The organism is Sphingobacterium corticibacterium (assembly GCF_004208525.1).
Taxonomy (GTDB): Bacteria; Bacteroidota; Bacteroidia; order Sphingobacteriales; family Sphingobacteriaceae; genus Sphingobacterium; species Sphingobacterium corticibacterium.
In genome coordinates this window covers 86,016-111,696 of sequence record NZ_SGIT01000004.1, presented here as the reverse complement: position 1 = coordinate 111,696, position 25,681 = coordinate 86,016, and the positions used below count along the sequence as shown (strand labels likewise).

Below are 25,681 nucleotides of genomic sequence, written 5' to 3'. Positions count from 1 at the left end.
TTTTAAATATTTATAACTTATATCCCAGTCCACGACGTCCAATCTTTTTAACCTCATACAAAAGATACTTTTTATCGACCTTGTTAAGCTCAATCTGAAGCGTATCTCCCCGTACGTTAAAACCGGACAAATTTATACGCAGACTATCCGGTCGTTCCACTTTGAATAGGTAGGTGTCGTCATGATAGTTTCTATTTGGATTTTTAAATGCTATACTGTCATTGGTAATCGTATAACGATAGTATAGACGATCCCCCACCTGGGTATATTCATAATCTCTGCTATCGTCTTCGCGTTGAAAAAAAGCTGTAGGGGGTTCGTCCTTGAAAACCGTGTTTACTTTTCGCACACTTAACGTATTCCATTTTTCGAATACAACATCTCTCCATCTTACGCTATCTGTCGGCGAAAAAGCCAATGTATCGCCATTCAATACAAAAGTATCCACCAAATATTTTCCTTCAATATCGGGTAGACCTGCCTCATTTGGATAATGTAACGATTGGTTTGGATCTTGGTATATAGAATAAGACCTGACGGCTACCAGTACAATAAACACGAAGACGAAAACTGCTTTAAGTGATAATCGCCATTTTGACCAGCTTACTTTTTGCCAATCCAATTTCCAACTGGCGGGTAATGTCTCTTTCAAAGAGACAATCAATGATCCTAAACGTTGAACATCGTACACAAAAATGGGCAAGGTCAATAACACAATATAAGTAGAGACAAAATAACTGGGACCTTGATACGCCAAATCCGCCAAAAATGCATTCCCATAAAATGGCACAACAAAAATAACGGCTAGAAAAGCTGTTTTCCGGAAGAGCAATAGTACCGCAGCAATAAGCTCAACGATGCCCAAAAACACCAAATAGGCCGGAGCTGTGGATAAACTTAACAGCAGATGTTTCCAATCTGCAAAATAACCATACGCTGTATTTAAGTGGCTCAAAGATAGTTCTGGAGCAAAAATGGGGAATAACTTGAGAAAGCCGGCTACAAACAATATGGCCGCCAGTTTAAACCGTACAAATATCCGCAAATAATAATAGTATAGTTGTTCTCTATCCGTATTTCCGGGTTTTTCCTTTTTCAGCCAGACAGCTGCTCCAATCAATGCAATGATCAAGAGCAATACCCAATCCAATAGACCAGTCTGTTCGCCAAAATAATGTGGCAGGAAGGTAGCTAAGTAGAATACGTCCGCAATAAAATATTGCCAACTGATCGTAAACAACGTTTTATAAAAATCTGGTTGCAAAGGCAAACTAAGCAACCCGATAAAAAGTATGCTTACACGAAGAATATACTTCTTCCATACGGGATTTTGAAGATATGATGCCATCTTATATCGATACTTTATGATGAATAATCTGGGTTTTGTTTCAGTGCCGGATCGGCTAGTATCTGGCTGTATGGAATCGGCAATAATAATCGGAATGATTCGGTTATTCCCAATACCTGCTGCGCCCTCCCTGTTCGCACCAAATCGAACCAACGGTGTGCTTCAAACGCAAATTCGAGACGGCGCTCATCCTCAATCCACAGCAAAAGATCAGCTTGGTTTGTTGTGTACGACTTATCTGCAAGCGAAGTTCTTTCTCTAACTTTGTTTAGATCATCTACCGCCAAGTTGTATTCTTCCAATTCAGCATAGGCCTCTGCACGGATAAGATAGACTTCAGCGATACGAATGACATAAGTTGGATCGGCTCCTGTGCTTCTGTAATATAAATCACCGTACCAGCGATTTTGGTTATCCCTTGCTATTAACTGGCTGCGAGCACCAGCTGTACTAGCATTTGTCAATAAAGCTATCAGTTCCTCACTAGGCGCCCATTGTCTAGTCCCACCATTGGTTTGCGGCTGCCATTGCGCTCTATGAGGATTTGCTTCATTGGCACTGTAAAACAGTTCGAACACCGACTCTTTAGTTCCTGTAACGTTATTCTTAAAGAAGGAATAATAAGGGGCGATTAGTTCATAATTTGATTGGTCATCAATCAATAGTTTTGCATAGTCTCTCGCCCCTTCCCAATTTTTCTGATACAAATGGTATCGAGCCTTTAAAGCCCAGACCGTTTTCTTGGTAAAAGCAAAACGATCGGTTGCGGAAGGTAAAAGATCTTCCGCGAGATTCAGATCATCAATCACTTGTTGATACGTTTGTGCTACAGTGCTACGCTCTATCCCAATATTATCCCCGACTTTCTCCGTTGGCTCTGTGATTAACGGTACCCCGCCCCAAACGCGCACTAAATCAAAATAGGCCAATCCGCGAATAGCGTATGCTTGCCCTAAAACGTTGTCCTTTACAGCTGCCGATATTCCATCTCCTTCGTAATTTACGAGTGCGTTAATTACATTATTCGCTCGATTTATCGTTCTATAAATTCCGTTCCATGTAGAAGATATCGTTGAATTCTCTGGATTGACTTTATTGTTGATAAACTCTTGCACCTGTGATTGCGACCCTGTCCATTGGACATTATCACCCGACAAGTAGGCGATGGACTGATAATCTACACTATAGTAACTTCTTAGTGCATCATACACTCCGCTGATAGCTGCGTTTGCGGATGTTTCATCTTTGATTATACCTTCCCCTGAGAGAGATGACTTGGGATCTACCTCTAAGAACGAAGAGCAGCTTGTGAATAGGACTATGTAAAATAAATAAAGAAATTTTGTTCTCATGACTCTCTTATAAAGTTAAATTAACACCTAGCTGAAAACTTCTGGGCTGCGGCGGTGTTCCCAAATCAATACCTTGTTGATTTGCTGCGCTATTCGCCGCAGATTCGGGGTCAAGCCCTGTGTATTTCGTAATCGTAAATAAGTTGGTTGCCTGAGCATATATTCTCAACTTAGACAAAGGCAATTTCCCTAGGTTCTTCGCTGTGAAATTGTACCCCAAACTTAATGTTCTAAATCTTAAATAGGATCCGTCTTCCAGCCATCTACCACCGCCGTCTTTATAGTTATTGTTATTGACGCCATCTGAACGAGGGACATCTGTAATATCTCCAGATTGTTGCCAGCGATCCAGATTAGATTTAAAAATGATACGCGCCGCATCTCTAGCCCCTCCAGCTTCCCCGAAAAAACGATTGTGATTATATATTTTATTGCCGACTGAGAACGTAAAGAATGTGCTTAAATCAAAGTTTCTATAGGAAAAATCGTTACTTAAACCTCCAAAATAGTCTGGCCAGATACTGCCCAGAATTTGTCTGTCATCGGTCGTTATGCGACCGTTACCGTCCACATCTTCGTATACCGCATCCCCTGTCTGGGGGTCTACATATAATTGGTTGTATACCCAAAATGAATACATTGGAAATCCCTCTCTAAACTGGATGAGATCTCTACTTCCATAATTTTGAGGCGTTTCTAATTTTTCGATGTTATTGATATTACGGGCAATATTAAATGAGGTATTCCAAGAGAAAACATCGCTATTGATATTCAACGAACTAATGCTCAACTCAAACCCTTTATTGCTAATCTCTACAGCGTTGTTCGTAAAACTGCTAAAACCTGTTGTTCCGGGCAACACTTCGGTCAATAAACCGTCCTTAGTATATTTATAATAATAGTTTAAGGACGTAGTCAATCTGTTATTTAATAAGGCGGCATCCAAACCGATGTTAAACTGCGATGTAGTCTCCCAGCTAAGCCCCTGATTGGCTAGTTGCTCAGGAAAAATACCTGCGACCCCTCGATAAGACGACCCTACTCCGGACCACAATTGCCGTGAAGCAAAGGAATTGATACCATTCTGGTTACCGGTCAGCCCATAACTGGCTTTTAATTTTAAGTCATCCAAGAAGGCAACATCCTGTAAAAAGCTTTCTTTACTTAAACGCCAAGCGACACCGACTGCCGGAAAATACCCCCATTGATATCCTTTATTAAATTTTGAAGATCCATCTGCACGTAGTGAAAAATCCAATAGATATTTATCATCAAACGCATAATCCACTCTGCCGAAAAAAGAAGCCAATTTATATTGGTCCCAATCTTGGTTACTTGTGGTCGTAGCAGCGGTATTGATTAGTGTAAAGTCATCCGTTGCGAAGCCCCGACCTTCTGCCGATGTTAGGGAAAAATAACTTCCCTGTAACGTGTTACCTAATAATGCGCCGATAGTATGTCGAGCATCTAATCTTTTCCTGTACGTTAATGTTTGCTCGTTGATCCATGTTGTCGATTGAGAAATTGCAGAAGTTGCTAATCCGTTAGCACCACTTCCGGCAATCAGCAATTTATTCCAGTACTCGTGCTCATTGTAATTATTATAATCAACACTAAATGTCGAACGAAATTTCAAAGCCGGTGTAATCTGGTATTCACCATAAACATTTCCAATGTAGCGCAAACTTGTCGACCCGACATCATAATTGTCTAATAACAAGGTTAAATTATCAAATCCGGCTCTGCCAACCAAGACACCTTCTTCATTGTAGGGCGATAGATACGTCGGTGTATGCAATGCCGCCTGCAGAATACCTCCTTGAGGACCATCTCCTGCCCGACCTTGGTTGCGACCCGTTCTCGAAATACCATTACTCGAACCTATTTTCAGGTTATTGTTTACCTTTTGGTCTAAATTAAAACGAAAATTTGCCCGGTCAAAGGAGATTGGCTTCAATATAGACTCTTGCTTATTATACCCTGCACTTAAATAATAAGCTGTATTCTCACTACCTCCATATACAGATAAATCTGCGTTATGAACTCCTGCCGTCCGGAATGCCTCCGACAATCTGTCGTATGTTTGCTGTTCAGAAGGCAGCCCTCTCCCCCCCTCTGCAACGGGTCTAAATGGCTCGGTCTGACCAATGTTTCTAAAATACTCGTTCACCAATTCAGCGTGCTCAGGTCCGGTAGTTAATTCCCACAATTTGGCGGCTTTTCCTCTTCCAGAATAAAGATTGACATCAATCTTTGCCGATTGCGAATTTTTTCCTCGCTTTGTCGTAATTAAAATAACCCCGTTTGCGCCTCTTGATCCGTATAAGGCTGTTGCCTCAGCGTCTTTCAGTACTTCGACATATTCAATATCAGAAGGGCTCAAGTCGGCTATGGGAGAAGTCGCTTTACCTCCTGTATTGATGGTTTGAAGGCTTTCTGAATTCAGAAAAACACCGTCAATAACATATAAGGGATTATTATCTGCATTAATAGAGGTCGCTCCTCGCAGACGGACGTGTAATGCTTCCCCGGGAATCCCTGTACTAGCCGCGACTTGCATACCCGCAACTTTACCTTGTAGCTGTGCGTCAAAACTTCCTGTGGGTATATCTTTAACTGCTTGTTGAGATACCCGATCTACAGCGCCGATGAGATTCTTTTTCGCTATAGTAGTATACCCAACGACAACTACTTCATCCAAATCTTCCGTAGATCGATGTAACTCGATGACGGCCGGCGAATTTTCAATGACAAGGTTCTGTGTTGCGTAGCCAACCGAAGTAACGGTAAGCTTAAAAGGCAATTTCTGACCTGTTACAAAGGAAAACCTCCCATTGCGATCAGTTTTCACATTATGTGTTACAGCCTCCAGCTGCACGGTAGCACCTTCGATAGGGTCTTTTGTTGCTGCATCAATCACCGTTCCAACAAGGGAAGCATTAATAATTGGTTTTGTTTCTTGTGCCCACACTGTTAGAACAGAGGCCCAGATTAGAAAAACAGAAAGCGAGTATCGGAATACTCTATAATATTTCATAGTTTTAAGTATTTGATAGTGAATACTGACAAGTGCCAACGCCAATTGAACTTGTTATTTGCTTATTAAATCAAAAGGGAGGAAGAATTAACTTCCCTTTTTGGTTTTTATGTAGAGAGGGAAGTTAACAAGTGCACATTCGCATTCGAAGCGAAAGACAATAAAGATTGACAAAATCACGTGTTGCGCGAAGAGAAAAAAATAGGGTCTGGTAGAAAGTTTTCATATCCTGTTTAATGTTTTAATACTATCGTTGCCAACGCCAATTGAAACGAACAGTGCAAATATAAAAACATTTTTCATAAAGTCTACTATTTAAGTAGACTTTATGAAAAATATTATTTATAGTTATAATACCAATCTATTAACTCCGTTTTCAGCGTATAATCTTTTTCGCGTTTATCCAATACGACATATAAAGAATCCTGTCGGTATAAACGGGACACCTAGTTATATAACAGTTGGATGCCATGTGTCGCCACTCCTGCCCATAATGCTTTTTTGTTTTAAACTACAACGCTGTCCACGTGGCCGGCTTTAAAGCTTTTAACCAAAAGCTTGTCAAATCCAGCGGATGACGCGGGAAATGCAATGGCCCCATCGTATCTAGAGTCAAGCTTTCCCATCGGTTAATGATGGGTAGAATCAATCTTTGTAGGTACGCGCATCCAAACCAAAATTTTATGTGTTTCATCTAAACTATAATGATCGCATCGTATTTTGCTGAAATTTTGCTCACTATCTATTCACACTTAATAATGGCTGTTGATATGTTGACTTCTTTAATTCGACATATATCGAATCTTTTTGATCATCTAAACCTTTCAAAATTATAGTTTGTTTATCTGGTTGTTCATACGTAAATGTCATTTTTTCATCTCTGTGGTATCTATTTTTATTAACTAGTTTGAGCACATTGTTAACGGTGTCAGCTTCATAATAATAAAATACCCTGCCTTGCATACCTGCAAATTCCCAATCAATGTTAACATCCCTGGGCCATTTTACTTTAGCAGGAAGTTTTTTACCATCAGCATCTAAATGGTATCTTCTAAAATCACCCCTCCAATCGAAATGCAATTTACCGTCATAAGGTTCGTTTACCCTTGGATAGCTACCTGCTGCAAACATGGCTATTTGTTGTGGCTTATTCACATACTTAACTCCTATAGAAGACCAATTTTCGAAAATTACATCTTGCCATCTTGCTGTATCTAATGGGTTGTGGGGCAGTCCGGTACCGTTACGTTTAAATGTTCTTACTTCATAAACTCCCTTGGTATCTTCCAAGCCTGGTGTATTGGGTATCTTATAAAAATCGTTCTGCACTACTGCCCTTACCTCATAATAGGCAAACAATGCTACCAAAAGAAAGTTGAACACAACTTTCAGCCCTGTTCGTACCCACCGTTGCCACGCTTTACCAAAAGTGGGGTTATAATGTTTTAATATGGTATTTTTTTCTCTAACAATAACCTGATATATTGCAGGAATATCTTTCCACAATATGAATAATGCTAAAACAGCCATTAAAGCACTAGGCACCTGTTCACCGATATCATAAGCATGATTAGATATAGCTATATTACCAAAAACAGCAAATGCCAAAGCTGCCCCAAGTGTTGTTGTGCGTCTAAACAATAAAAGGAAACCTGCAAAGAATTCGGCACAACCCAAATAAACCTCATATACAGGAGCTACACTGAGTACTTCCCAATAAAGACGCTTGGCAAAGAAATTTATTAGCTCCGTATTCCATATAGCTTCAAACTGCACGGGCATCTGCATGACAAATATCTTCTTATACCCCCAACTTATACCTGCATAAGCCACACGATAACGGGCAAATACCCGTACCAGATAATACAAATCGTTATACGATGGTCTGTGCTTATCAAAATACCCCCATATCAGTGCACCAACAACAGCTATCAACAGCACAAACGGCCAATTGATGTAACTGGCAACACCAAAAAAACCACTTTCAGAGTATACGTTTAAGAACTGTGGGTTAAAGAATGCTGCCATTTCTGTCAACTGCCTATAATTGAGATTGAGCCAATCAAAATGTCCTAGCATCACATAATACCCATAATCTGTAGGTATACTCATGATGGTAAAAAAGATAAAAGCAATGCGAAATGCTACTTTTTCTTTTTCAGTCCACGGTTCGTTACGATGTATGTTAGCTCGGGTTTCTTCGGATTGCCAATGTAAGTTTACAATATTTTTCATCCTTCAATATTATTATGGTGTCCAAATATTTTTCCTGCCACGTTCCTGAAATATAAGGTAAGATTTGTCCTTTCTTTTCAATAGCAACTCTATATCTTGACCGTATTCATTATTTCCTTGCAGCAATATTTCTTTACTATTAGGCCTTTGATAATGGAATATTAGCACCTGGTTTTTATATACTTTGTTTTTATTCTGCAAAGTCAAGGCATTATTCACATCATCTATCTCGTAATAAAAATGACGACGGCCCCCGCCTGTACCGGCAGATTCATAGGTTCTATCTATATCTTCATACTGCTTGCCCCTACCTGCTTCTCCGTGTATATCAAATGTATTGAAAACCGTAAAGGATAGCGTAGACCATTTTTCCAGACTTACTTCTTGCCAACGTAGCGAGTCAAGTGGAGAATACGGAAGCTCCTCTCCATTAACTTTAAAGTATTCTACACTGTATATCCCCCTAGCATTTGCCAAACCCGGATTTTGTGGAACTTTATACGAATCGTACTTATAGTTTTGCAAATGCAAATAAGCACTGACCCCAAAGAAAAAGAAGAAAATAAAACTCTTGAATATTATTCTGACCCACTTTTCCCAAGGCTTGCTAAATGGATAATATACGATGTCTAATGCAACATCCTTTTCACCAACAATTAGTTTCCATATAGCTGGTAAATAACGCCACAACACGAAAAGACCACCTAATATATAGAAAGAAGCCAATAAGTGTATCCCTCCGTCGTACGCATGATTCGCTAAGGCTATTACTCCTATCATAGCGATGCTTAAAGCCGCTCCTATTGCCCGTGTGCTTCTAAAAAACAACGCGAACATGATGACCAATTCTGCCCAACCGGCGTATCTTTCAAAATTGTGTACAAAGCTAAACTGTATCCAATACAGTTTCTGTGCTACAAAATCTCCGTAAGGCGTGTTTAACTGGGTTATAGCCAAGTCTGGCATTTGCGTGGGAAACACCTTGGAAAAGGTTAGCCCCTGTAACCTTATCAACATGGAGTAACTTACCAAAGCACCCAAAAAGTAATAAAGGGTATTGTAATTTTTAGAACGCTTATCAATGAGTGTCCAGATTAATGCGCCCACTATACCTATACCAAAAGCTATAACCCAATTTATATAGCTCCAAGCACCGTATTCACCTGACTTTGGATAGATGACATATTTAAATTCTTTTTTCCCGGGCGCCCCCCCAGTATCATTCCCTCCTTCCCTTTTTGTAGCTACTTCAATAATTTTGAAACTAGAACCACTTAAAGAGCCAATATCTCTGATGTGTAAATTTTCCCAGTCGGTAGTAAACCATCTCTGATAATATCTGGCATCCGTAGGAATCAACATGATCAAAAAGAAAACAAAGAATGTTCGGAAAGCAAATTTTTGAAAACCAGTCCAAACGGATCCACTATAATTCTTTTCATGAGTATTTGCCATAGTATTATAATTTAATTGGTTTCCTTCTACCTTCAAACAGCAGATATTTTTTGTTAATCCTGTTCAATTCTGCATAAACAGAGTCTTTCTTTTCATTTATCCCTGTAAGTACTATGGTGCTATCATTTACAACTCGGTAGTTGAGATTAAATATCTCTTCCTTATGGTTTTTATTTTTATTGACCAATTTTAATGTCTTGGACAAGGTATCCGCCTCATACGCAAAATACCTTCTACCTCCAACCCCAGCCGACTCAAAATTTCTTTCATAATCACTATCGGTAAATTGGTCTCCCAGACCCTCATCTATTACAATTGGCCTCGCAGTTTTAATACTCAACGTTGCCCATTTTTCAAAAACTACGTTCTGCCACCTGTTCATATCTGTCGTAGAATAGGGTATCTCTACATTATTAAACTTAAACACACTTACATTGTAATAACCGTAACTATCTTTTATACCTACGGTTTTAGGGTATTTATAAGGTGCCGTAGTGTAGTTCTTGTAGGTAGTATAGCCTAGAGCAATGATAAAAACCGCAACCAAAGACCTAACTACATTCCTGACCCATTTTTCTCTGTTATCGAACCAAGGATGATAGGTATTAGCTACAGTATATTTCTGAGCAACCAATAAGCTGTATAAACGGGGGGCATCATAAATAAACAGCACAATCGCAAAGATGGTCAATTGCAAGCTATACACCTCGTACCCCATACTATAGGCAATATTAGATGCAAATACATTACCATAGTAGCCTGCCAAAACACCTGATCCAAAAGTAACTGTTTTACGATACAGCAATAATAAACCTGCAAATATCTCTACACCTCCTAAGAACGCTTCGAATGGAGGAGCAATCCCAGTAGTATGGAAATAAATCTTCCAAGGTAGGAAATCACCATAATTGGTATGCAAATTACCTAAGCTAGGATAGGGCATTTGTAACGGGAACAACTTAATAAGCCCATACGATATGGCTACTAATGCTAAACGATAACGTAGAATTACCCTTAGCCAATAATACAGTTTATCGAAATCCGGATTAGTATTACGATAGAACCTATCCGCTGCCAATGCTCCTATTAATGCTATTATTGCAGCTATCAACCAATTTTGATAGCCGCTAAGTCCAAAAAACTGCGGATTGTAATTAGCAATTTTAAACAAGATATAAAATCCCTGTCCCCCACCACTTATGGCCAATAGATCTGTATAGAATTTATAATCAAAAGGAATCGCCTGTATAAAGAAATAGATAAGAAGAAAACGTAATACAAACGCATTTGTTCTATTCCATTGAATGGGTGTATTATAATTTAAAAAACTCATGAACCTTCGTTTTAAAAAGTTAATAAACCGGATTTTGATCCAAATTGTCCCTATCTAATTGAATCTGTGTAACCGGTATAGGGAATACATTTTGATGAGCACCTATCGTAATATTTGGGTTCAATGCTTCCAATACCGCCTTAGCCCTTCCTGTCCTGGCCAAGTCGAACCAGCGGTGCGCCTCCCAGGCAAATTCATATCTTCTTTCTTCTTCTATAGCTAACAAAACATCAGCTTTGCTAACAGCATTTGAAGGAGCCAACTCTGCCCTATCCCTTACCTGATTAAGGTCAAACAAAGCTCCGGTTGTAGCCGATAGGTTATCTTGCTCTGCTCTGGCCTCGGCACGTATCAAATACATTTCTGCAATACGGAATATGTAGGCCGGATCTGTAGCATCTCTTCTGTAATATAAATTACCAACCCAGTTTACAATACCGCTTTGGGTCACACTAGTAATCAAAGCTTTTCTGCCTCCGCCTATCGTTGGGTCATTGAGCAACTGTACGAACCTATCGTTAGGCGCGTAACGGTATTGTCCGCCATTGGTAGAGTGCGCCATTTGTATACGGGTAGAGTTTACATTATTTACGCTAAACTGCAACTCAAAAATAGACTCCCGGGTATTTTTCACATTATCTGCAAACCAATTACTAAAGGGTTTTATCAAAGTATAATCTGCGGTTTTCTCGATGAGTTTAGTTGCATAAGTTTCTGCTAGTCCCCACTCTTCTTTATAGAGATGCAATCGTGCTCTCAATGCCCAAACAGTACGTTTGGTTGCTCTAACTCTATTCACTACGTCAGGCAAAAGAATTTCTGCATCCTTCAAATCTTCCAGTACTTGCGCATAGGTCTGCTCTCGTGTACTTCTTTTGACCTGTGGTGTATTTTGTAGAGAGGTAGTAGGTTCCAATATGATCTGCACACCACCCCATGCACGGGCAAGATCAAAATAGGCAAGCGCTCTTAAAAATTTAGCCTCACCAACATATTGGTTTTTCAATGCGTCAGTAAGCAAAGGATCATTAACTGAGGGCACTTTAGTAATCACATGGTTAGCACTATTTATGGCTCTATAAATCGCAATCCAGGTGGTATTGAAGAGGACCTCGTCTGTACGAAAGTTAGCATTTACCAAGTTGCCCGCTCCTCCCGTTGTTAAATTTTTAATATCACCACTTGGAAAGTATCCAAACGTAACATAGTTTTCTCCATAATAACCTATGTTACCAAACTGGCGATAAACGGCTCTTAAAGCCGTTTCGGCAGAAACCTTGTCTATAATAGTAGCTTCATCAGAAACTGCGTTTAGAGGCTCTGTAGTTAAGAATTTCTCACAACCGGTAAAAGTTAACAAACCGGCAGAGAAGAGTATATATCTTAATATTCTCATGATCAATCTAATGATGATTTTTATAATGAAACATTTAAACCAAACTGTACAGTACGAGGTTGTGGTGGGGTATCATAATCATAACCTTGTATGTTCTGTGTTCCCAAATTCGTTTCCGGATCGGCACCTGTATACTTGGTAAATATTAAAAGGTTGTTACCCGTTACATACAAACGTACTTTGTTAATTTTGGCCCGTTGTGTAAATGATTTTGGCAGTGTATACCCAAAAGTCAATGAGCGTAAACGCAGATATGAAGCATCTTCAAAAAAGCGACTATTCTCTTGGCGAGCGTAATTTGCGGCGGTTAACCTTGGAATTTCTGTAATTTGTCCCGGGGTGGTCCATCTATCAAATTGGCTGGCCAACAATACCCGTCCGGCATCAAGCGTACCACCTGTTTCCCCAAGCATACGATTGTGGTTCCAGATGGAATTGCCGTAAGAGTAAACAAAAAATGCTGACAAATCGAAATCCTTATAGGTAAAGTTGTTACTTATTCCTCCGAAAAACTTAGGCCAAGTACTTCCTAAAATCTGTCTGTCCTCTGCATCTATTTTTCCATCTTTGTTGTAATCGTCAAAAATTACATCTCCCGTGCTAGGATCTACGCCTATTTGTTTATATAACCAGTAAGCATATAACGAGTTGCCCTGTTGTAAACGGATTAAATCCCGTCCTGCAAAAGGAATATCGGCAGGTATCTTTTCGATGGTGTTTTTATTACCAGCAATGTTAAAGTCTGTTTTCCAAGTAAATGACCTACTGCGAATATTCACCGAATTAATAGACACTTCGTAACCATTGTTGCTGATTTCGCCATAATTGGTTAAGTATGAGGTAAAACCTGTAATACCCGGTGTTGCTACCTGTAAAAGCGCATCGCTCGTATATTTACGATAGTAGTTCAGTTCGATTCCTAAGCGGTCACTGAACAAACCTATGTCCAATCCAGAACTAAATTGCGCTGTACTTTCCCATTTTAAATCGGGATTGGCAATCTGTAATGGACCTGTACCGGGCAACTCGTCACCTCCAGCTACATCGGCATAACCAAAACCTCCTGTCCATAAACCTCTTGATGCAAAATCGCTAACACCGCCTTGGTTACCAGTTATACCATAACTAAGCCTTAGTTTTAAATTAGATATTTGCGGAATTTTCTCAATAAAATCTTCTTCGCTTATACGCCATGCCCCACCTATTGCCGGAAAATATCCCCATCTATTATTCTCTCCAAATTTTGAGGAACCATCAGCCCTTATGATAAATTCTGCATAGTATTTCGAATTGAAATTATAATCTACACGTGAAAAGAAGGAAGCCAATGTACTATTGTTCTTATACTGCGAAGCAGTTTGTGTTGCAGCAGATGAAATTTGGGTATAAGAGTTGTTTGGGAAATTTGTTCCTGTAGCCGAAACATTCTTAATTTCTATTCCCTGTAAAGTGTTACCCAACAGCACTCCAAAGCTATGCTTACCTATTTTATCATTATAGTTTAGGGTTTGCTCGTTAATAGCAGTTGATGACTGGGTTATACTTTGTGTGCCACGCCCCCCATTATTTCCGAGAATTGTTCTGGTATCCCAATATTCATTTTCTTCATAATTATTATAATCTACACCAAATGTTGACCTAAAGCTCAGCTTGGGAGTTATTTTATAATCAAAATTTACATTACCAACATAGTGATAACTATTAGACCATAAGTTCTGTGTACTGGTAAGCACCCAAATATTATCAAAGTTTACCCATTTAAGTGGTAAACCTGCGTCATCAAAAATTGGCAGATAGGTAGGAATATTTAATGATGCTTGCAATAAGGTTCCATTTGCCCCGTTGGCCGGCCTTGCTTGATCGCGATGTGTTTTACTGATGCTGTTACTAGTTCCAATAGTGATTTTATCGGAAATTTTATGATCCAAATTAATTTTGACAGTCCCACGCTCTAAACCCATTGGACGCCATATCGATTCTTGTCCGGTATATCCTCCTCCAAAATAAAATTTAGTTTTTTCGCTACCGCCCAGTAGAGAAACATCATAGTTGCGAAGGCTAGCATTACGAAATAAGTAGCTCAGCCGGTCATAAGTGGGCTGTTCGGATGGCAATCCTCTACCGGCGACACCGTTAATTATAATGCTCTTATCTCTGAAAGGCTCCGGATTCCCCATGTTTCTATTGTACTCATTGACCAATATTGCATGTTGCTCTCCTGTTGTAGCTTTCCAAATCCTATCACTGGGAGACCATCCGACACCCTCGGAACCATTGAATTCTATTTTGGTTTTTTGCCCATAATTACCTCTTTTTGTTGTCACAATGACTACACCGTTCGCTCCTCTAGATCCATAAATAGCTACTGCAGAGGCATCTTTTAATATCTCTACACTTTCTATATCAGCAGGATTAATATCAGCCAATGGCGAAATCCCTCTCTCCTGATCAATATTTTGAAGACTGGAATTATTTACAAATACACCATCTATTACGTACAAGGGGTCGTTGGAAGCATTGATAGAAGTCGCCCCTCTTACCCTAATAAAAACATCAGCACCCGGAACCCCAGAATTTGCATTAATTTGAACTCCGGCAGCTTTACCTTGCAATTGGACATCAAAACTTCCGGTTGGAATAGTCTTGGTATCAGTAGGATCTATTTTAGATACTGACCCGACCAAACCCTTTCTGCTCTGCGTACCATACCCCACGACAACGACCTCATCCAAATCCCGGGAAGACGGCGTCAATTCGATAACAGCTGGCGATGAGGTAACGACCAAGCTCTGTGGCTGATAGCCTATAAAAGTAACATTGATTTTAAATGGCAACCTCTGCCCTGTTACAAAAGAGAACCTCCCGTTACGATCAGTTTTCACACTATGTGTAACGGCTTCCAGTTGAACCGTAGCACCTTCAATAGGACTTTTTGTTGTCGCATCTATAACGGTTCCAACGAGCGATGCATTAATAATGGGCTTGGTTTCTTGGGATTGAGCCGACATAGTGGCGACCCATAATAAAAAAATAGGAAGTGAGTATCGGAATACTCTGCGAAATTTCATAGTTTTGAATGTTTAATAGTAAATTACAGACAAGTGCCAAGACCAATTGAATACTTGTTATTTGTTATTGAGCAAAAGGGGGAAGCGTCAACTTCCCCTTTCGCATTCATATAGTGAGGGAGAAATTAGTGACAACACATTCGCATTTGCTGCGAGCATCTATACAGGTTGACAACACCCACGTACTTGTGGGTTAACGGGGATAGGGTTTGGTTGAAAGTCTTCATATTCTGTTTAATGTTTTAAATACTGCCGTGCCAACGCCAATTGAAACGAACGATACAAATGTAGAAACTTTTTTTACAAAGACTACCATTTTAGTAGATTTTTTTTAAAGAAAGAGACTTCATACTCTGAACTAATATGTTTCGTACTCGATCAGTCCTAAAATAGATCTACCATCTGCTAAAAATTCATTACTCTTTATCCACAACTGTTAACCAATATAGTATGTTTCTTATAAACGAAATATTACCTTTTGCTTTTGGGTGATTAATTCCCATAGGGCGCTTATCCTTTCCGCTAAACTGTGCCGAAAACATGGCAGCCTCACCGAATAGCGCCATCCTTCCCTTTCCAAACTCTAAAACAGCTCCTTGGGAAAATCCACCTACATTCACAGAATGTGTGGATGGACTAAACTTCCAAGCGGTATCTGGCAATAGGATATGAAATCTATCAGGCAACGTTATTAACGAAATTGCATTATCAGGAATCTCGAATGCCTGTCCACCAAATGTGGCAATAGAATCAACATTTTGTGTATTATCTTTTCCTTGTGCAGCTAAATGTTTAGATAAAGTACCTTCTTGAATACTAAACACATCGGGGCCACCCACTCTTTTAGCAATCTTTACCGCATCCCGTGCAAACCCATCCAACACACTAAAACCAAAAGCTGAAGCAAGGCTATCGACAGCACCGGGGAATGGCATATGGTCTGCAATAAGGAATAAAGATCCCCCTTGAGCTACCCACGATTTTATTGCAGCAATTTCAGACCCCGAAAAAGCTTGATGAATAGGTTTTGACCAATTATTCACATTAAATTCGTTCAAGGCATTAGCGATGACCAATACATCTGTGCCGTGAAGATTTTCAAATGTGATCTCTCCTTTACGACTATCTACCTGATATCCGTAAGCGCGAAGCAGGTTTGCAAATGTGCTATAACGACCATCCAACGTATGGAAATTATGGTGGCCTTCGTCAATGTAAACCCGTGGACCTTCACCAATAGGATGGGTTGGTATTGCAATTTTTGGATCAAATGACGTATCGGAGACTTGTTGCCCGCTTACTTTTGCAGAGGAAAAAACTAATTGAACTGCAATAAAAATATAAATTGCTCTATTTCTAACCATGATTTATTTGTTATTAAAATCACTATTTATTTTTTTGTCTAAAAACTTCGATAGGCAACGGTATTTCCCGATTCCTTAGGGAATTCCTTTTAGGAAAACGGCTCTCCCGCTCTTGTAAGAGCTCTGAAAATGCCAAGGCTAGTTCTTCCACTTTTAGTGGATATGTTGCCGCTAAATCGTTTTGCTCACCAATATCTTCAGTCAAGTTGTATAAAGATAATATCTCCTTATTGTAGTTATAGATCAGTTTCCATTCTCCTTTTCGTATCGCGCTGCTCCATCCGGCGCTATTACCTTTGTAATGCGGCAGATGCCATAACAGAACCCGACTAGAATCTACAAATGAGGGATCCTCGACAAAAGGTAATAGGGAAATACCGTCCACGATCTGTACTATACTATCTCGATTGCTTGCTTCTGCGATATCCAAGACAGTAGAAAAAACATCTTCTATCTGCACATATTGTTTCACTTCCTGGGGAGATTCTAACTTGCGTCTTGGATCTTTAAACAAAAAAGGTATACGAATTCCCCCTTCGTATACCGTCGCCTTACCCGAACGAAGGGGCGCATTACGATTGCCTGCGGCGAAATCCTGCCAACGGGGCATTATACTCACGCCTCCATTATCAGATAGAAATATGATTACTGTATTATCATCGATGGATTTTTTGGCGAGATGGTCCATTAAAATACCGAGGCTGTTGTCCATGCTTTCCACCAACGAAGCATAAGCCACATCGATCGGTGCAAGCCCCTTGCCTTGATAATTAGTTACATAGTTGGAGTCTGCTTGTATCGGAGTGTGTACAGCGTAGTGCGCTAGATAAAGGAAGAATGGTTGGTTGTTCGCTACCGGTCGATCAATTGCCTTTAATGCTTCACGGGTAATTGCTTCGGTCAAAAAGATGTCCGTTCCATGATAACTATCTAAATCTTTAACCGCAGCTCTGCTACTAGCACCATCTCTCGCGTTGTCGTAGCTTTTACGACCATAGTAACTGGCAGGATAACTGAATTCACCGCTCGCTATAGCTAAATCGAATCCTAAGGATCGGGGATCCGCAGCCGGTGTATCTTTTGGGCCAAAATGCCCCTTACCGCTCAGCACGGTATAATATCCGTTTTGCCTGAGGATTTCGGGAAGCCCTGTTGCGTAAAAAGTGTGAGGAATCCCAGGAACAGGACTAACACCGTTAGTGTTCCAATCCACTTCTCCTATCTTTAGATTGGGGCTGCTCTTATCAGGCTTTGTCCAAGAGGTGACATGATGTCGGGAGGCATTCGCTCCGGTAATAAGACTGACTCTTGACGGGGTACACAATGGATTAGCATAAGCATTGACGAACTTGTACGCCTGTGCAGTCAAGCGTTCCATATTCGGCGTTCGAAAATGCTTATTTTGTATCGTAGTTTTGTCCCAAAAAGGAACTGAAGTATCTTGCCATCCCATATCATCCACCAAAAACACGACAATGTTTGGACGTTTGAGATCTTGCCCCAACGTTATTGAAGCCCATAAACAAAGGGGTAACACCCATAAAAACTTTTCTATCATATTTCTTTCATTTTGAAGTGGCTTTAAAGAATACATCAAAGTGCAGCATCTTTCGCACAGCGAAATCCGACATGGTTACTAGAGCTCGAAATTTCACCTTTTCCTCTAGCTCCCGCTTTGTAGCGCTCACAATACATGTCGCTACATAAAAAAGATCCTCCACGTTGTACGCGCTTTACCACCCCCGGTTCTTGTGGATCATAGGCGGAAACAGGGCCCTTTGGGTTTATAAAGTATTTTTCTACATACTGAGGCTGATAATAGTCTGCACACCATTCCCAGACATTTCCAGACATGTCATATAATCCGTATCCATTGGCAGGAAATGATTTGACAGGAGCCGTTGTAGCATACCCATCCTCTAAGGTGTTTTTTAGGGGAAATTCTCCTTGAAAAATATTGGCCTGCCATACATCTTCCTTTTTTAGGTTAGCGCCCCAATAATAAGTTTCATCAGCATGGGTTGCTCCTTTTGCAGCATATTCCCATTCCGACTCTGTTGGGAGGCGTTTACCTGCCCATTTTGCATATGCCTCGGCATCTTCGTGTGCAACGTGTACTACCGGATGATTTTCTTTCCCCTCAATCGTACTACCAGGTCCCTCCGGCCGATTCCAGCAGGCACCAGATATATACTGCCACCAAGTCAGATGATTTGACAAGTTTCTGGAATTTTCGGGCGCAGTGAAGACCGCAGATCCCGGAACCAACAAGCTTTGGTCCACACCTGGAAAATCTTTTGGGTCCAATGGACGCTCTGCTACCGTAACATATCCGGTCTCTTTTACAAATTGAGCAAACTGTGCATTGGTGACTTCATGTTCGTCTATCCAAAAATCGCTTACCGTTACATCATGTATAGGTTGAGCATCGGGAAAATTGGATGACCCCATTGAGAATTTACCTCCTTTTATCAAAATCATCTTGCCATTATCCTGAATATCAATATTTTTTTGGTTTTTCCGACTTAATTTGATCAGTCCGACACGGGATGGTATCACATTTCCCGCACAGGTCGTAATGCAGTCTATGTCGCTTGTGTCTTTTGTCGTAGCATAATCATCGTTATATGAACTTCGTATTATACCAAACAGAGCAGGAAGAACTAGGATAATTGACATATAAGATCTCTTCATATCTATTAATGTTATAATTTCTCTTCTTTAGTTACTTTTTTGTAAAGATTTTGATGCTCTAAACAATATGTTAATTTTCATCTTTTTAGATAAAAAAAATGTTTATTCCTCGCCGACCGGTTTTTGTTTCAACTTTTTATTGATCTGATTCCTTTGCAGTGTCCCCAACGAAGTGCTCGGCCCACTGTAAGTAATTCGGTCTTCTTGCGTATTTGCAAATGACACGGTGTGTATTCCTTTTTGTAAACCGATCACAGCATAACGTTTATCTTTGTCTTTTACGCCATCAGCCGCTACCAGGACAGCCTGTCCATCAACAGATATACTGCCTGGACCTTTGATATAAAAAGTATAATAGCCGTCTACAGGAGCATTGATGTGGATGCCTTGACTTTCTTGCGAAGCATATAATACTGTATCAATTAAAACAGGATATCCAGAGCGTTTGTTAGGCATATGTTCCAGCGCCAACAGTTCGGTGATAATGCCTTGATCGCCATTATAGTCCATCCATTCTTTGAGTTCAGCGGCCAATTCGTCTTTCACCGTTTCCAATTCGGGTCGATCAATCAGGTTAAATTGATTGTAGGGATCCTCCTGATCATCATACAGCTCTTCTGCCGGTCGTTGAAGGTATTTGTTTACTAATTTTGCCGTCTCGGAATTACTTTTGGCATCTTCAATCCATTCTTTAAAATGTGCTGAATTGATCGCTGCATTGCGAAATGACACCTCTGGTGCTAGATTGCGGATATAACGGTATCGTCCATTGCTCACCGAGCGTATAGGGTAATAATCCGAACCATTAATGACACCTCGGGTCGTCATTTGACCAAATGTATATTGTTTGTGTATATCTTTTTCGCCTGTCAGAATCGGCACTATACTGCTGCCGTCCAGCGCAGATACAGGTGTTCCGCCAGCAATATCGATGAATGTCGGCAACAGATCCGAATACTCGACCAAAGCATTGGACACGCTATTGGGCTTAATTTTTTCTGGCCATCTGGCGATTAGTGCGGATCGCAAACCAAGATTATAGCACGTCCACTTTGCAAAAGGGAAAGAGTTTCCTTGTTCGCTAGCAAAGATCACAATGGTATTGTCCGAAAGGTTATGTTTATCTAAAAGCTCTAAAGTTCTTTTTACCTGGCCGTCCAAGTAATTGATCTCGGCGAGATAATCCCTAAAATCTTGTCGGGTCACAGTAAGATCTGGATAGATAGGAGGCAATGTTAGCTGTTGTTTGTCGAAGAGTGTGGTATCTCCCATATTCCACGGGCTATGCGGTTCATTGGACCACACCAACAAACAAAAAGGTTGACGTTCATTGGATACGGTGTTTAAGAAAGTATCAACACTTGCAAAGTCAGCATCATTCTTCAATTTACCAAGATATTCGATCGGATAATTCTGAGAAGGGCCAAAGTGTCGCTTTCCGGACAGCGCCACCCGATAGCCGAGTGGTTTTAGATAATGTGGCAAACTTTTTACGGTGTCTCTCACTTCTGTATGATTTGGATAAGCACCTGATCTGAATGGAGACAAGCCTGTCAGGAGATTTTGTCTAGTCGGCGAACATACCGGTGTGGATTGATAGGCGTTGTTGAACAAAATCCCTTCTTTGGCGAGCCGGTCCAGTGTAGGTGTTCTGGAATCAGGACTGCCATAAGCGCCAATATCCACCGAGCTACAGTCATCCGCTAAAATCAATACAATATTGGGCTGCTGCGCGAGTCCTCGTTGAATACTGAAAGTCATCAACGTAGTTAAAATGAGAAATATTTTATTTAATTGAAAATGCATACTTTTTTATTTTCTACCAAAGGGAACATCCATAGCTGCTCCTTTGTCATCCTGAGATTCCATCCATTTGGTCAACTCGTGCCTCATCTCATCGATTTTATTTTGGTATTTTGGATCGTTGGCCAGATTCACTAACTCATTCGGATCGAGTTTCAAATCATAAAATTCGACATGAGGACGGTTGGCTATACGCTCGACCAAAAGCTTTGCTTGAGGATCTGATGCCGCCTTTTCCACCCAAGAGGTGTAAGCTAGATTCTCATTTTTGGCGTTCATCATGTAACGGACATAATAGTTGCTGTCGGCACTCAAGTTTAGAATCAGTTTATAGTCCTTGTCCCGAATACTTCTTATCGGATATGCCGGTCCTTCAGGAATATTATTATGAATGCCAAAAGCAAATTTTCTGTGTTGCTGAATGTCTCCATTGATCACGTCCAAGAAACTTTTGCCATCCAAATTTTCAATAGGTTGTCCTCCAGCGATATCGATCAAAGTCGGCGTGATATCCTCGTACTGCGCAATGGCATTGGTCTCTGTTCCGCTATTGACGCGACCGGGCCAGCGGATAAGCATGCCACTCTTCTGCCCATTATCCCACAAATTCCATTTTCCTCCCGGAAATTGAGGACCTTGCTCACTCAAAAATATAACGATCGTATTATCGGCTTGTCCACTACGCTCCAATAACCCCAATACATCGCCAACTTGATCGTCCAAGCGTCTTACTTCTGCCAGATATTTTGTGAATAATTGCCGGGTCAGCTCCGTATCAACCCAATGCTTAGGCAAAGTAAGCTTGCTCGCATCAAATTCTGAAGGATCTCCTACAGTCCAAGGTGCATGTGGATTGATGCTCATCACGAATAGGCAATAGGGCTTTTCTTTGTCGTTGATAAAAGTTTCGACACTATCCAAAAAATAATCATCTGTTGCTGACACACAATTGGGCTCGAATCCGGGGATGATCTCGAAAGGAAATGGTCGAGTGACATGATTTTTGCCCGTCAAGCCAACTCTATATCCAAGGTCATTCAAATAATGCGCTACACTTTTTAAGTCCTTATTGACCGGCTTATGATTTTGGTAAGAACCATGTTTAGCCGGATAAAGACCAGTAAATAACGATGCTCTAGTAGGCACGCACATAGCTTCGGACGCAATAAAATGATTGAATTTGAGTCCTTCTTTAGCCAATAGATCAATGTTTTTGGTATTGATATTGGTGCCGCCGTATGCGCTCAGTTCGTGGCTGTCCAAGTCGTCAGCCATGATGATAACGATATTGGGTCGCTGTTCTTCCTGTCCAACAGTTGTATATTCTTGTGCTGACACAGGATGAAGAATAAATATACCCACAATTGCATATAACAAATGTGTTGACAGTATATATAACTTAGATCTGTTTTTTTTCATTTAATTACTTTCGTTTTTTGCTTTTTCGTAGTCGTAAAACCATTTAACTCCTCTAGTCCACGGTTCTACATTGACTTTCTTACTCCAATCTTTATATGCAGCGATGAGCTGCTCGGCAACTTCGGGATACTCTTGTATACGATTGTGCAATTCCGTACGATCGTTTTCTATATCGTATAGTTGCCAATCCTCTTCCCATTCGGCGACCAACTTCCATTTGCCGGATAGTACTGCCCTATTCCCTTCATGTTCCCAAAAAATCGGGTTAACACGATCAATTGTATGTCCAGAAAAGGCGGGGATCAAACTAACTCCCACCGCGGGTATAACCTGATTATCCCGGTAAGATTGTGGATAAGTTGCTTGACCGAGGTCGGCCACAGTGGCAAGAATATCGGTAATATGGGCAGATTGACGTTCAAACAATCCACGCCGTGCCGTTGGAATACCTTTTGGCCAATGAACGATGGTCGGCGATGATATACCACCTTCATGGGTGTGGTGCTTATATGCCCAGAAAGGTGTACAACCAAGTTCTGCCCATCCTTGTCCGAGAAAGACGGAGGATTGGGAAGATCCGGGATATTCGCCCTCATAACGGGCCTCTGCGCCCGGTTCTGGATTGCCGCCATTATCCGAAAAAAAAACAATTATTGTATTTTCAAGCACATGACGTTTCTTTAATCCTTCCACCAAATCACCAATGCTTTTATCTAGTCTCGATACGACAGCTGCAAAAATGGCCATAATATGGTCATATCGCTCTTTTTCTTCTGTGGTTAAACTATTCCATTTAGGAACCTTTGGATTAAATGGAGGAAGCTTCCAAGAAGAATCGATAACTCCCAGCTCCAATTGACGTTTGTATCGCTCTTCCCGTAATTTCTCCCACCCAGCCAAGTATTTCCCTTTGAATTTTTCTATTTCTTCAGAAGGTGCCTGTAAGGGGAAATGGGGAGCATTATGTGCTAAATAGAGGAGAAAAGGCTTGTCTTCTTGAAGCGCTTCATCGATAAATTGGAGACCAGCTGTTGTCCATAAGTCTGTGGAATACCAATTTTTAGGTAATAAGGGGGAATCGTTTTCTATAGGTTGTCCATTGAGAAATAACTTAGCATTCTTTCCATCTCCGTAATAAAAGCCCCCAGCCGGTGCATAAAGAGACCGGTCAAAACCCCGTGTTGTCGGAATGATACCATGAGCATGACCCACATGCCATTTACCAGTCATGGCTGTGAAATAACCTGCTTGACCCAATACATCGGCAATAGTTACGGTTTGATCATTTAGATGTCCGCGATAACCTGGATGTTCTGCTCCTCGATCGTTCATCATGTGTCCGATGCCCGCTTGATGTGGATATACCCCTGTCAATAATGCCGCTCTTGAAGGACAACATCGTGCCGCATTATAAAAATTAGTAAAACGGAGTCCCTGTGCAGCTAGTCGATCAATATTAGGCGTTGGAATCTCCCCGCCATAACAGCCCAGATCAGAGAAGCCAAGATCATCTACCAAAATGACAATAATATTTGGCGGCGCTTCCTGCGCAATAGTTGTACGGGTTAAAAGCAGAAATGTCAGAAATAAAATGGTAATTCTCAATTTTTTCATGGTTTAAATACTTATATTATTGATGTAATAATCTGGTTTTTGCGGCACTTTATAATTTGATAGTTCCATTTTTAATATGAGGAGCATTATGTTTAGCTTTCTGATAAAGATTCAACCGGTCGGTTAAATCTTTTACAATAACTGGATGTAAATCGTGTATATTCTCTTTCTCTCCAGGATCACTACTTAAATCATAGAGCTGAGCCGGTATTCGTATTCTTTCTGGCTCGTCGTCTTGCTTACTCCTAGATTTGTAATAACATTCAGGGATCAGCTTCCATTTTCCATGCCGCACAGCAACTACTTCGGGATTCCCGTTTAAATGGAATAACGTACGGTCAATCTTTTCATTGGTAACTTCTCCTTTCCATATCGGCGAAATATCCCAAGAATCCAAGGCTTCCGTTTCTTTTAAATGGTAGCCAGTAATGGATGCAAAAGTGGCGAAATGATCCGCTAACGAAACCAGCTGATTTGAAACGGAACCCGCTTTTATATGGCCTGGCCAGCGAACGATATAGGGAATCCTGTGCCCTCCTTCTTCCGAAGATCCTTTTCCCGCTTTATAAATCCCATTTGCCTTATGTCCATTGATCTTTAGCTCATCTTCATCTTCCCGATTACTATTTCTTGATCCCGGATAATAGAAGGAGCCATTGTCGCTTGCGAAAATAAATATTGTATTATCTGAAATGCCCGTATCATCCACCGCTTTTAATATTTCGCCTACACACCAATCCACCTGATGTACAAAGTCTCCGTACTTTCCAATCCCTGTCACTCCTCTAAATTCTTCATCCGGAATAATCGGTTTATGAGGGGAGTTGATCGGAAAATATAGAAAGAAAGGTTCCTCTCTGGAAGCACCTATTTTAATTTGTTCTTTAGCTTTGTCCGTTATCTGCTTTAGCCAATCCTGATGTATAAACTCATCAGAAACAGGTTTATCCTCCTCTAATATTACATTTCCGACTAAAGTTCTTCCCTCCATATTGGCATACCATTTATTTCCGGGTTGTATAGGCGTGCCAAAGAAATAATCAAAGCCCCTGTCCAATGGCCCCAATCTAGTCGGCGCATCCAGTTTCCAGTTGTCGGACGGTTTGGGAAAGCGTCCGCTAATAGGGTTCACATAACCCCAACGTCCATCTTCGCCTTCGAATAAAACGCCATAATGCCACTTCCCCACTATGGAAGTATAATATCCTCGCTCTTTAAGCATTTGTGGCATTGTTTTACAGTCCCATGCTTCTCCTTCTATATTATTAAAATTCTTCCAGCTTGCAGCATCTCTTCCTGTCAGCAAGCCAAATCGCGACGGTGCACATAATGCCCCCACGCAGTGTGCATCTGTAAACCGCATCCCCTGACCGGCAAGTTTATCAATATTTGGGGTGGGTATTCTTGATTTAGGATTATTTACCCCAATATCTCCGTAGCCTAGATCATCGGCTAAAAAGAAAACAATATTTGGCTTTTTGGGGGCAGCAGTCTGTGAACACCCCATAACCGGCAGTGATAAACTGATGCAGCAAAATAAAAAAATACACTTCCAGTTCATAA

The 25,681-nt window shown here is 40.7% G+C and carries 15 protein-coding genes; all 15 read right to left on the bottom strand.

The annotated features are described in order from the left end of the window. Positions 1-10 precede the first annotated feature (10 nt). Entirely contained in the window at positions 11-1,348 is a 1,338-nt protein-coding gene (locus EWE74_RS17205; RefSeq protein ID WP_130142900.1) for a DoxX family protein, read from the bottom strand. Positions 1,349-1,362: 14 nt separating this feature from the next. After that, positions 1,363-2,700 carry a RagB/SusD family nutrient uptake outer membrane protein gene (locus tag EWE74_RS17200; RefSeq protein ID WP_130142899.1) on the bottom strand — a complete coding sequence of 446 codons (1,338 nt, stop codon included), beginning with the start codon at positions 2,698-2,700 and terminating at the stop codon, positions 1,363-1,365. A 7-nt stretch (positions 2,701-2,707) separates the two neighbouring features. After that, complete coding sequence (locus EWE74_RS17195) at positions 2,708-5,737, bottom strand: SusC/RagA family TonB-linked outer membrane protein (RefSeq protein ID WP_130142898.1); 3,030 nt, start codon at positions 5,735-5,737, stop codon at positions 2,708-2,710. A gap of 738 nt (positions 5,738-6,475) precedes the next feature. Further along, on the bottom strand, positions 6,476-7,972 hold the full coding sequence (locus EWE74_RS17190) for a hypothetical protein (protein WP_130142897.1): 1,497 nt from the start codon (positions 7,970-7,972) through the stop codon (positions 6,476-6,478). A gap of 12 nt (positions 7,973-7,984) precedes the next feature. Continuing rightward, positions 7,985-9,427 (bottom strand): hypothetical protein, encoded by a 1,443-nt coding sequence (locus EWE74_RS17185; protein WP_130142896.1) that lies wholly within the window; start codon positions 9,425-9,427, stop codon positions 7,985-7,987. 4 nt (positions 9,428-9,431) lie between these two features. Then, on the bottom strand, positions 9,432-10,760 hold the full coding sequence (locus EWE74_RS17180; RefSeq protein WP_130142895.1) for a DoxX family protein: 1,329 nt from the start codon (positions 10,758-10,760) through the stop codon (positions 9,432-9,434). A 19-nt stretch (positions 10,761-10,779) separates the two neighbouring features. Beyond that, positions 10,780-12,156 carry a RagB/SusD family nutrient uptake outer membrane protein gene (locus tag EWE74_RS17175; protein WP_130142894.1) on the bottom strand — a complete coding sequence of 459 codons (1,377 nt, stop codon included), beginning with the start codon at positions 12,154-12,156 and terminating at the stop codon, positions 10,780-10,782. A 20-nt stretch (positions 12,157-12,176) separates the two neighbouring features. After that, the gene (locus tag EWE74_RS17170) at positions 12,177-15,224 is read right to left on the bottom strand and encodes a SusC/RagA family TonB-linked outer membrane protein (RefSeq protein WP_130142893.1); all 3,048 of its coding nucleotides are present in this window, start codon (positions 15,222-15,224) and stop codon (positions 12,177-12,179) included. 416 nt (positions 15,225-15,640) lie between these two features. Continuing rightward, positions 15,641-16,588 (bottom strand): DUF4350 domain-containing protein, encoded by a 948-nt coding sequence (locus EWE74_RS17165; protein WP_130142892.1) that lies wholly within the window; start codon positions 16,586-16,588, stop codon positions 15,641-15,643. 22 nt (positions 16,589-16,610) lie between these two features. After that, positions 16,611-18,146: a sulfatase gene (locus EWE74_RS17160; protein ID WP_165384760.1), complete on the bottom strand. Its 1,536-nt coding sequence runs from the start codon at positions 18,144-18,146 to the stop codon at positions 16,611-16,613. 35 nt (positions 18,147-18,181) lie between these two features. Then, positions 18,182-19,282 carry a formylglycine-generating enzyme family protein gene (locus tag EWE74_RS17155; protein ID WP_165384759.1) on the bottom strand — a complete coding sequence of 367 codons (1,101 nt, stop codon included), beginning with the start codon at positions 19,280-19,282 and terminating at the stop codon, positions 18,182-18,184. A 102-nt stretch (positions 19,283-19,384) separates the two neighbouring features. After that, on the bottom strand, positions 19,385-21,043 hold the full coding sequence (locus tag EWE74_RS17150; protein WP_206365291.1) for a sulfatase family protein: 1,659 nt from the start codon (positions 21,041-21,043) through the stop codon (positions 19,385-19,387). Positions 21,044-21,094: 51 nt separating this feature from the next. Further along, the gene (locus EWE74_RS17145; RefSeq protein ID WP_130142889.1) at positions 21,095-22,504 is read right to left on the bottom strand and encodes a sulfatase family protein; all 1,410 of its coding nucleotides are present in this window, start codon (positions 22,502-22,504) and stop codon (positions 21,095-21,097) included. Beyond that, positions 22,505-24,118 carry an arylsulfatase gene (locus tag EWE74_RS17140; RefSeq protein WP_130142888.1) on the bottom strand — a complete coding sequence of 538 codons (1,614 nt, stop codon included), beginning with the start codon at positions 24,116-24,118 and terminating at the stop codon, positions 22,505-22,507. A gap of 49 nt (positions 24,119-24,167) precedes the next feature. Next, positions 24,168-25,679, bottom strand: coding sequence for a sulfatase family protein (locus EWE74_RS17135; RefSeq protein WP_130142887.1), 1,512 nt, complete (start codon positions 25,677-25,679; stop codon positions 24,168-24,170). Positions 25,680-25,681: the final 2 nt, after the last annotated feature.

What these genes read in the sequence shown, in the direction of transcription:
- EWE74_RS17205 (WP_130142900.1), bottom strand. Translation starts at nt 1,348, where the DNA reads ATGGCATCATATCTTCAAAATCCCGTATGGAAGAAGTATATTCTTCGT.
- EWE74_RS17200 (WP_130142899.1), bottom strand. Translation starts at nt 2,700, where the DNA reads ATGAGAACAAAATTTCTTTATTTATTTTACATAGTCCTATTCACAAGC.
- EWE74_RS17195 (WP_130142898.1), bottom strand. Translation starts at nt 5,737, where the DNA reads ATGAAATATTATAGAGTATTCCGATACTCGCTTTCTGTTTTTCTAATC.
- EWE74_RS17190 (WP_130142897.1), bottom strand. Translation starts at nt 7,972, where the DNA reads ATGAAAAATATTGTAAACTTACATTGGCAATCCGAAGAAACCCGAGCT.
- EWE74_RS17185 (WP_130142896.1), bottom strand. Translation starts at nt 9,427, where the DNA reads ATGGCAAATACTCATGAAAAGAATTATAGTGGATCCGTTTGGACTGGT.
- EWE74_RS17180 (WP_130142895.1), bottom strand. Translation starts at nt 10,760, where the DNA reads ATGAGTTTTTTAAATTATAATACACCCATTCAATGGAATAGAACAAAT.
- EWE74_RS17175 (WP_130142894.1), bottom strand. Translation starts at nt 12,156, where the DNA reads ATGAGAATATTAAGATATATACTCTTCTCTGCCGGTTTGTTAACTTTT.
- EWE74_RS17170 (WP_130142893.1), bottom strand. Translation starts at nt 15,224, where the DNA reads ATGAAATTTCGCAGAGTATTCCGATACTCACTTCCTATTTTTTTATTA.
- EWE74_RS17165 (WP_130142892.1), bottom strand. Translation starts at nt 16,588, where the DNA reads ATGGTTAGAAATAGAGCAATTTATATTTTTATTGCAGTTCAATTAGTT.
- EWE74_RS17160 (WP_165384760.1), bottom strand. Translation starts at nt 18,146, where the DNA reads ATGATAGAAAAGTTTTTATGGGTGTTACCCCTTTGTTTATGGGCTTCA.
- EWE74_RS17155 (WP_165384759.1), bottom strand. Translation starts at nt 19,282, where the DNA reads ATGAAGAGATCTTATATGTCAATTATCCTAGTTCTTCCTGCTCTGTTT.
- EWE74_RS17150 (WP_206365291.1), bottom strand. Translation starts at nt 21,043, where the DNA reads ATGACTTTCAGTATTCAACGAGGACTCGCGCAGCAGCCCAATATTGTA.
- EWE74_RS17145 (WP_130142889.1), bottom strand. Translation starts at nt 22,504, where the DNA reads ATGAAAAAAAACAGATCTAAGTTATATATACTGTCAACACATTTGTTA.
- EWE74_RS17140 (WP_130142888.1), bottom strand. Translation starts at nt 24,118, where the DNA reads ATGAAAAAATTGAGAATTACCATTTTATTTCTGACATTTCTGCTTTTA.
- EWE74_RS17135 (WP_130142887.1), bottom strand. Translation starts at nt 25,679, where the DNA reads ATGAACTGGAAGTGTATTTTTTTATTTTGCTGCATCAGTTTATCACTG.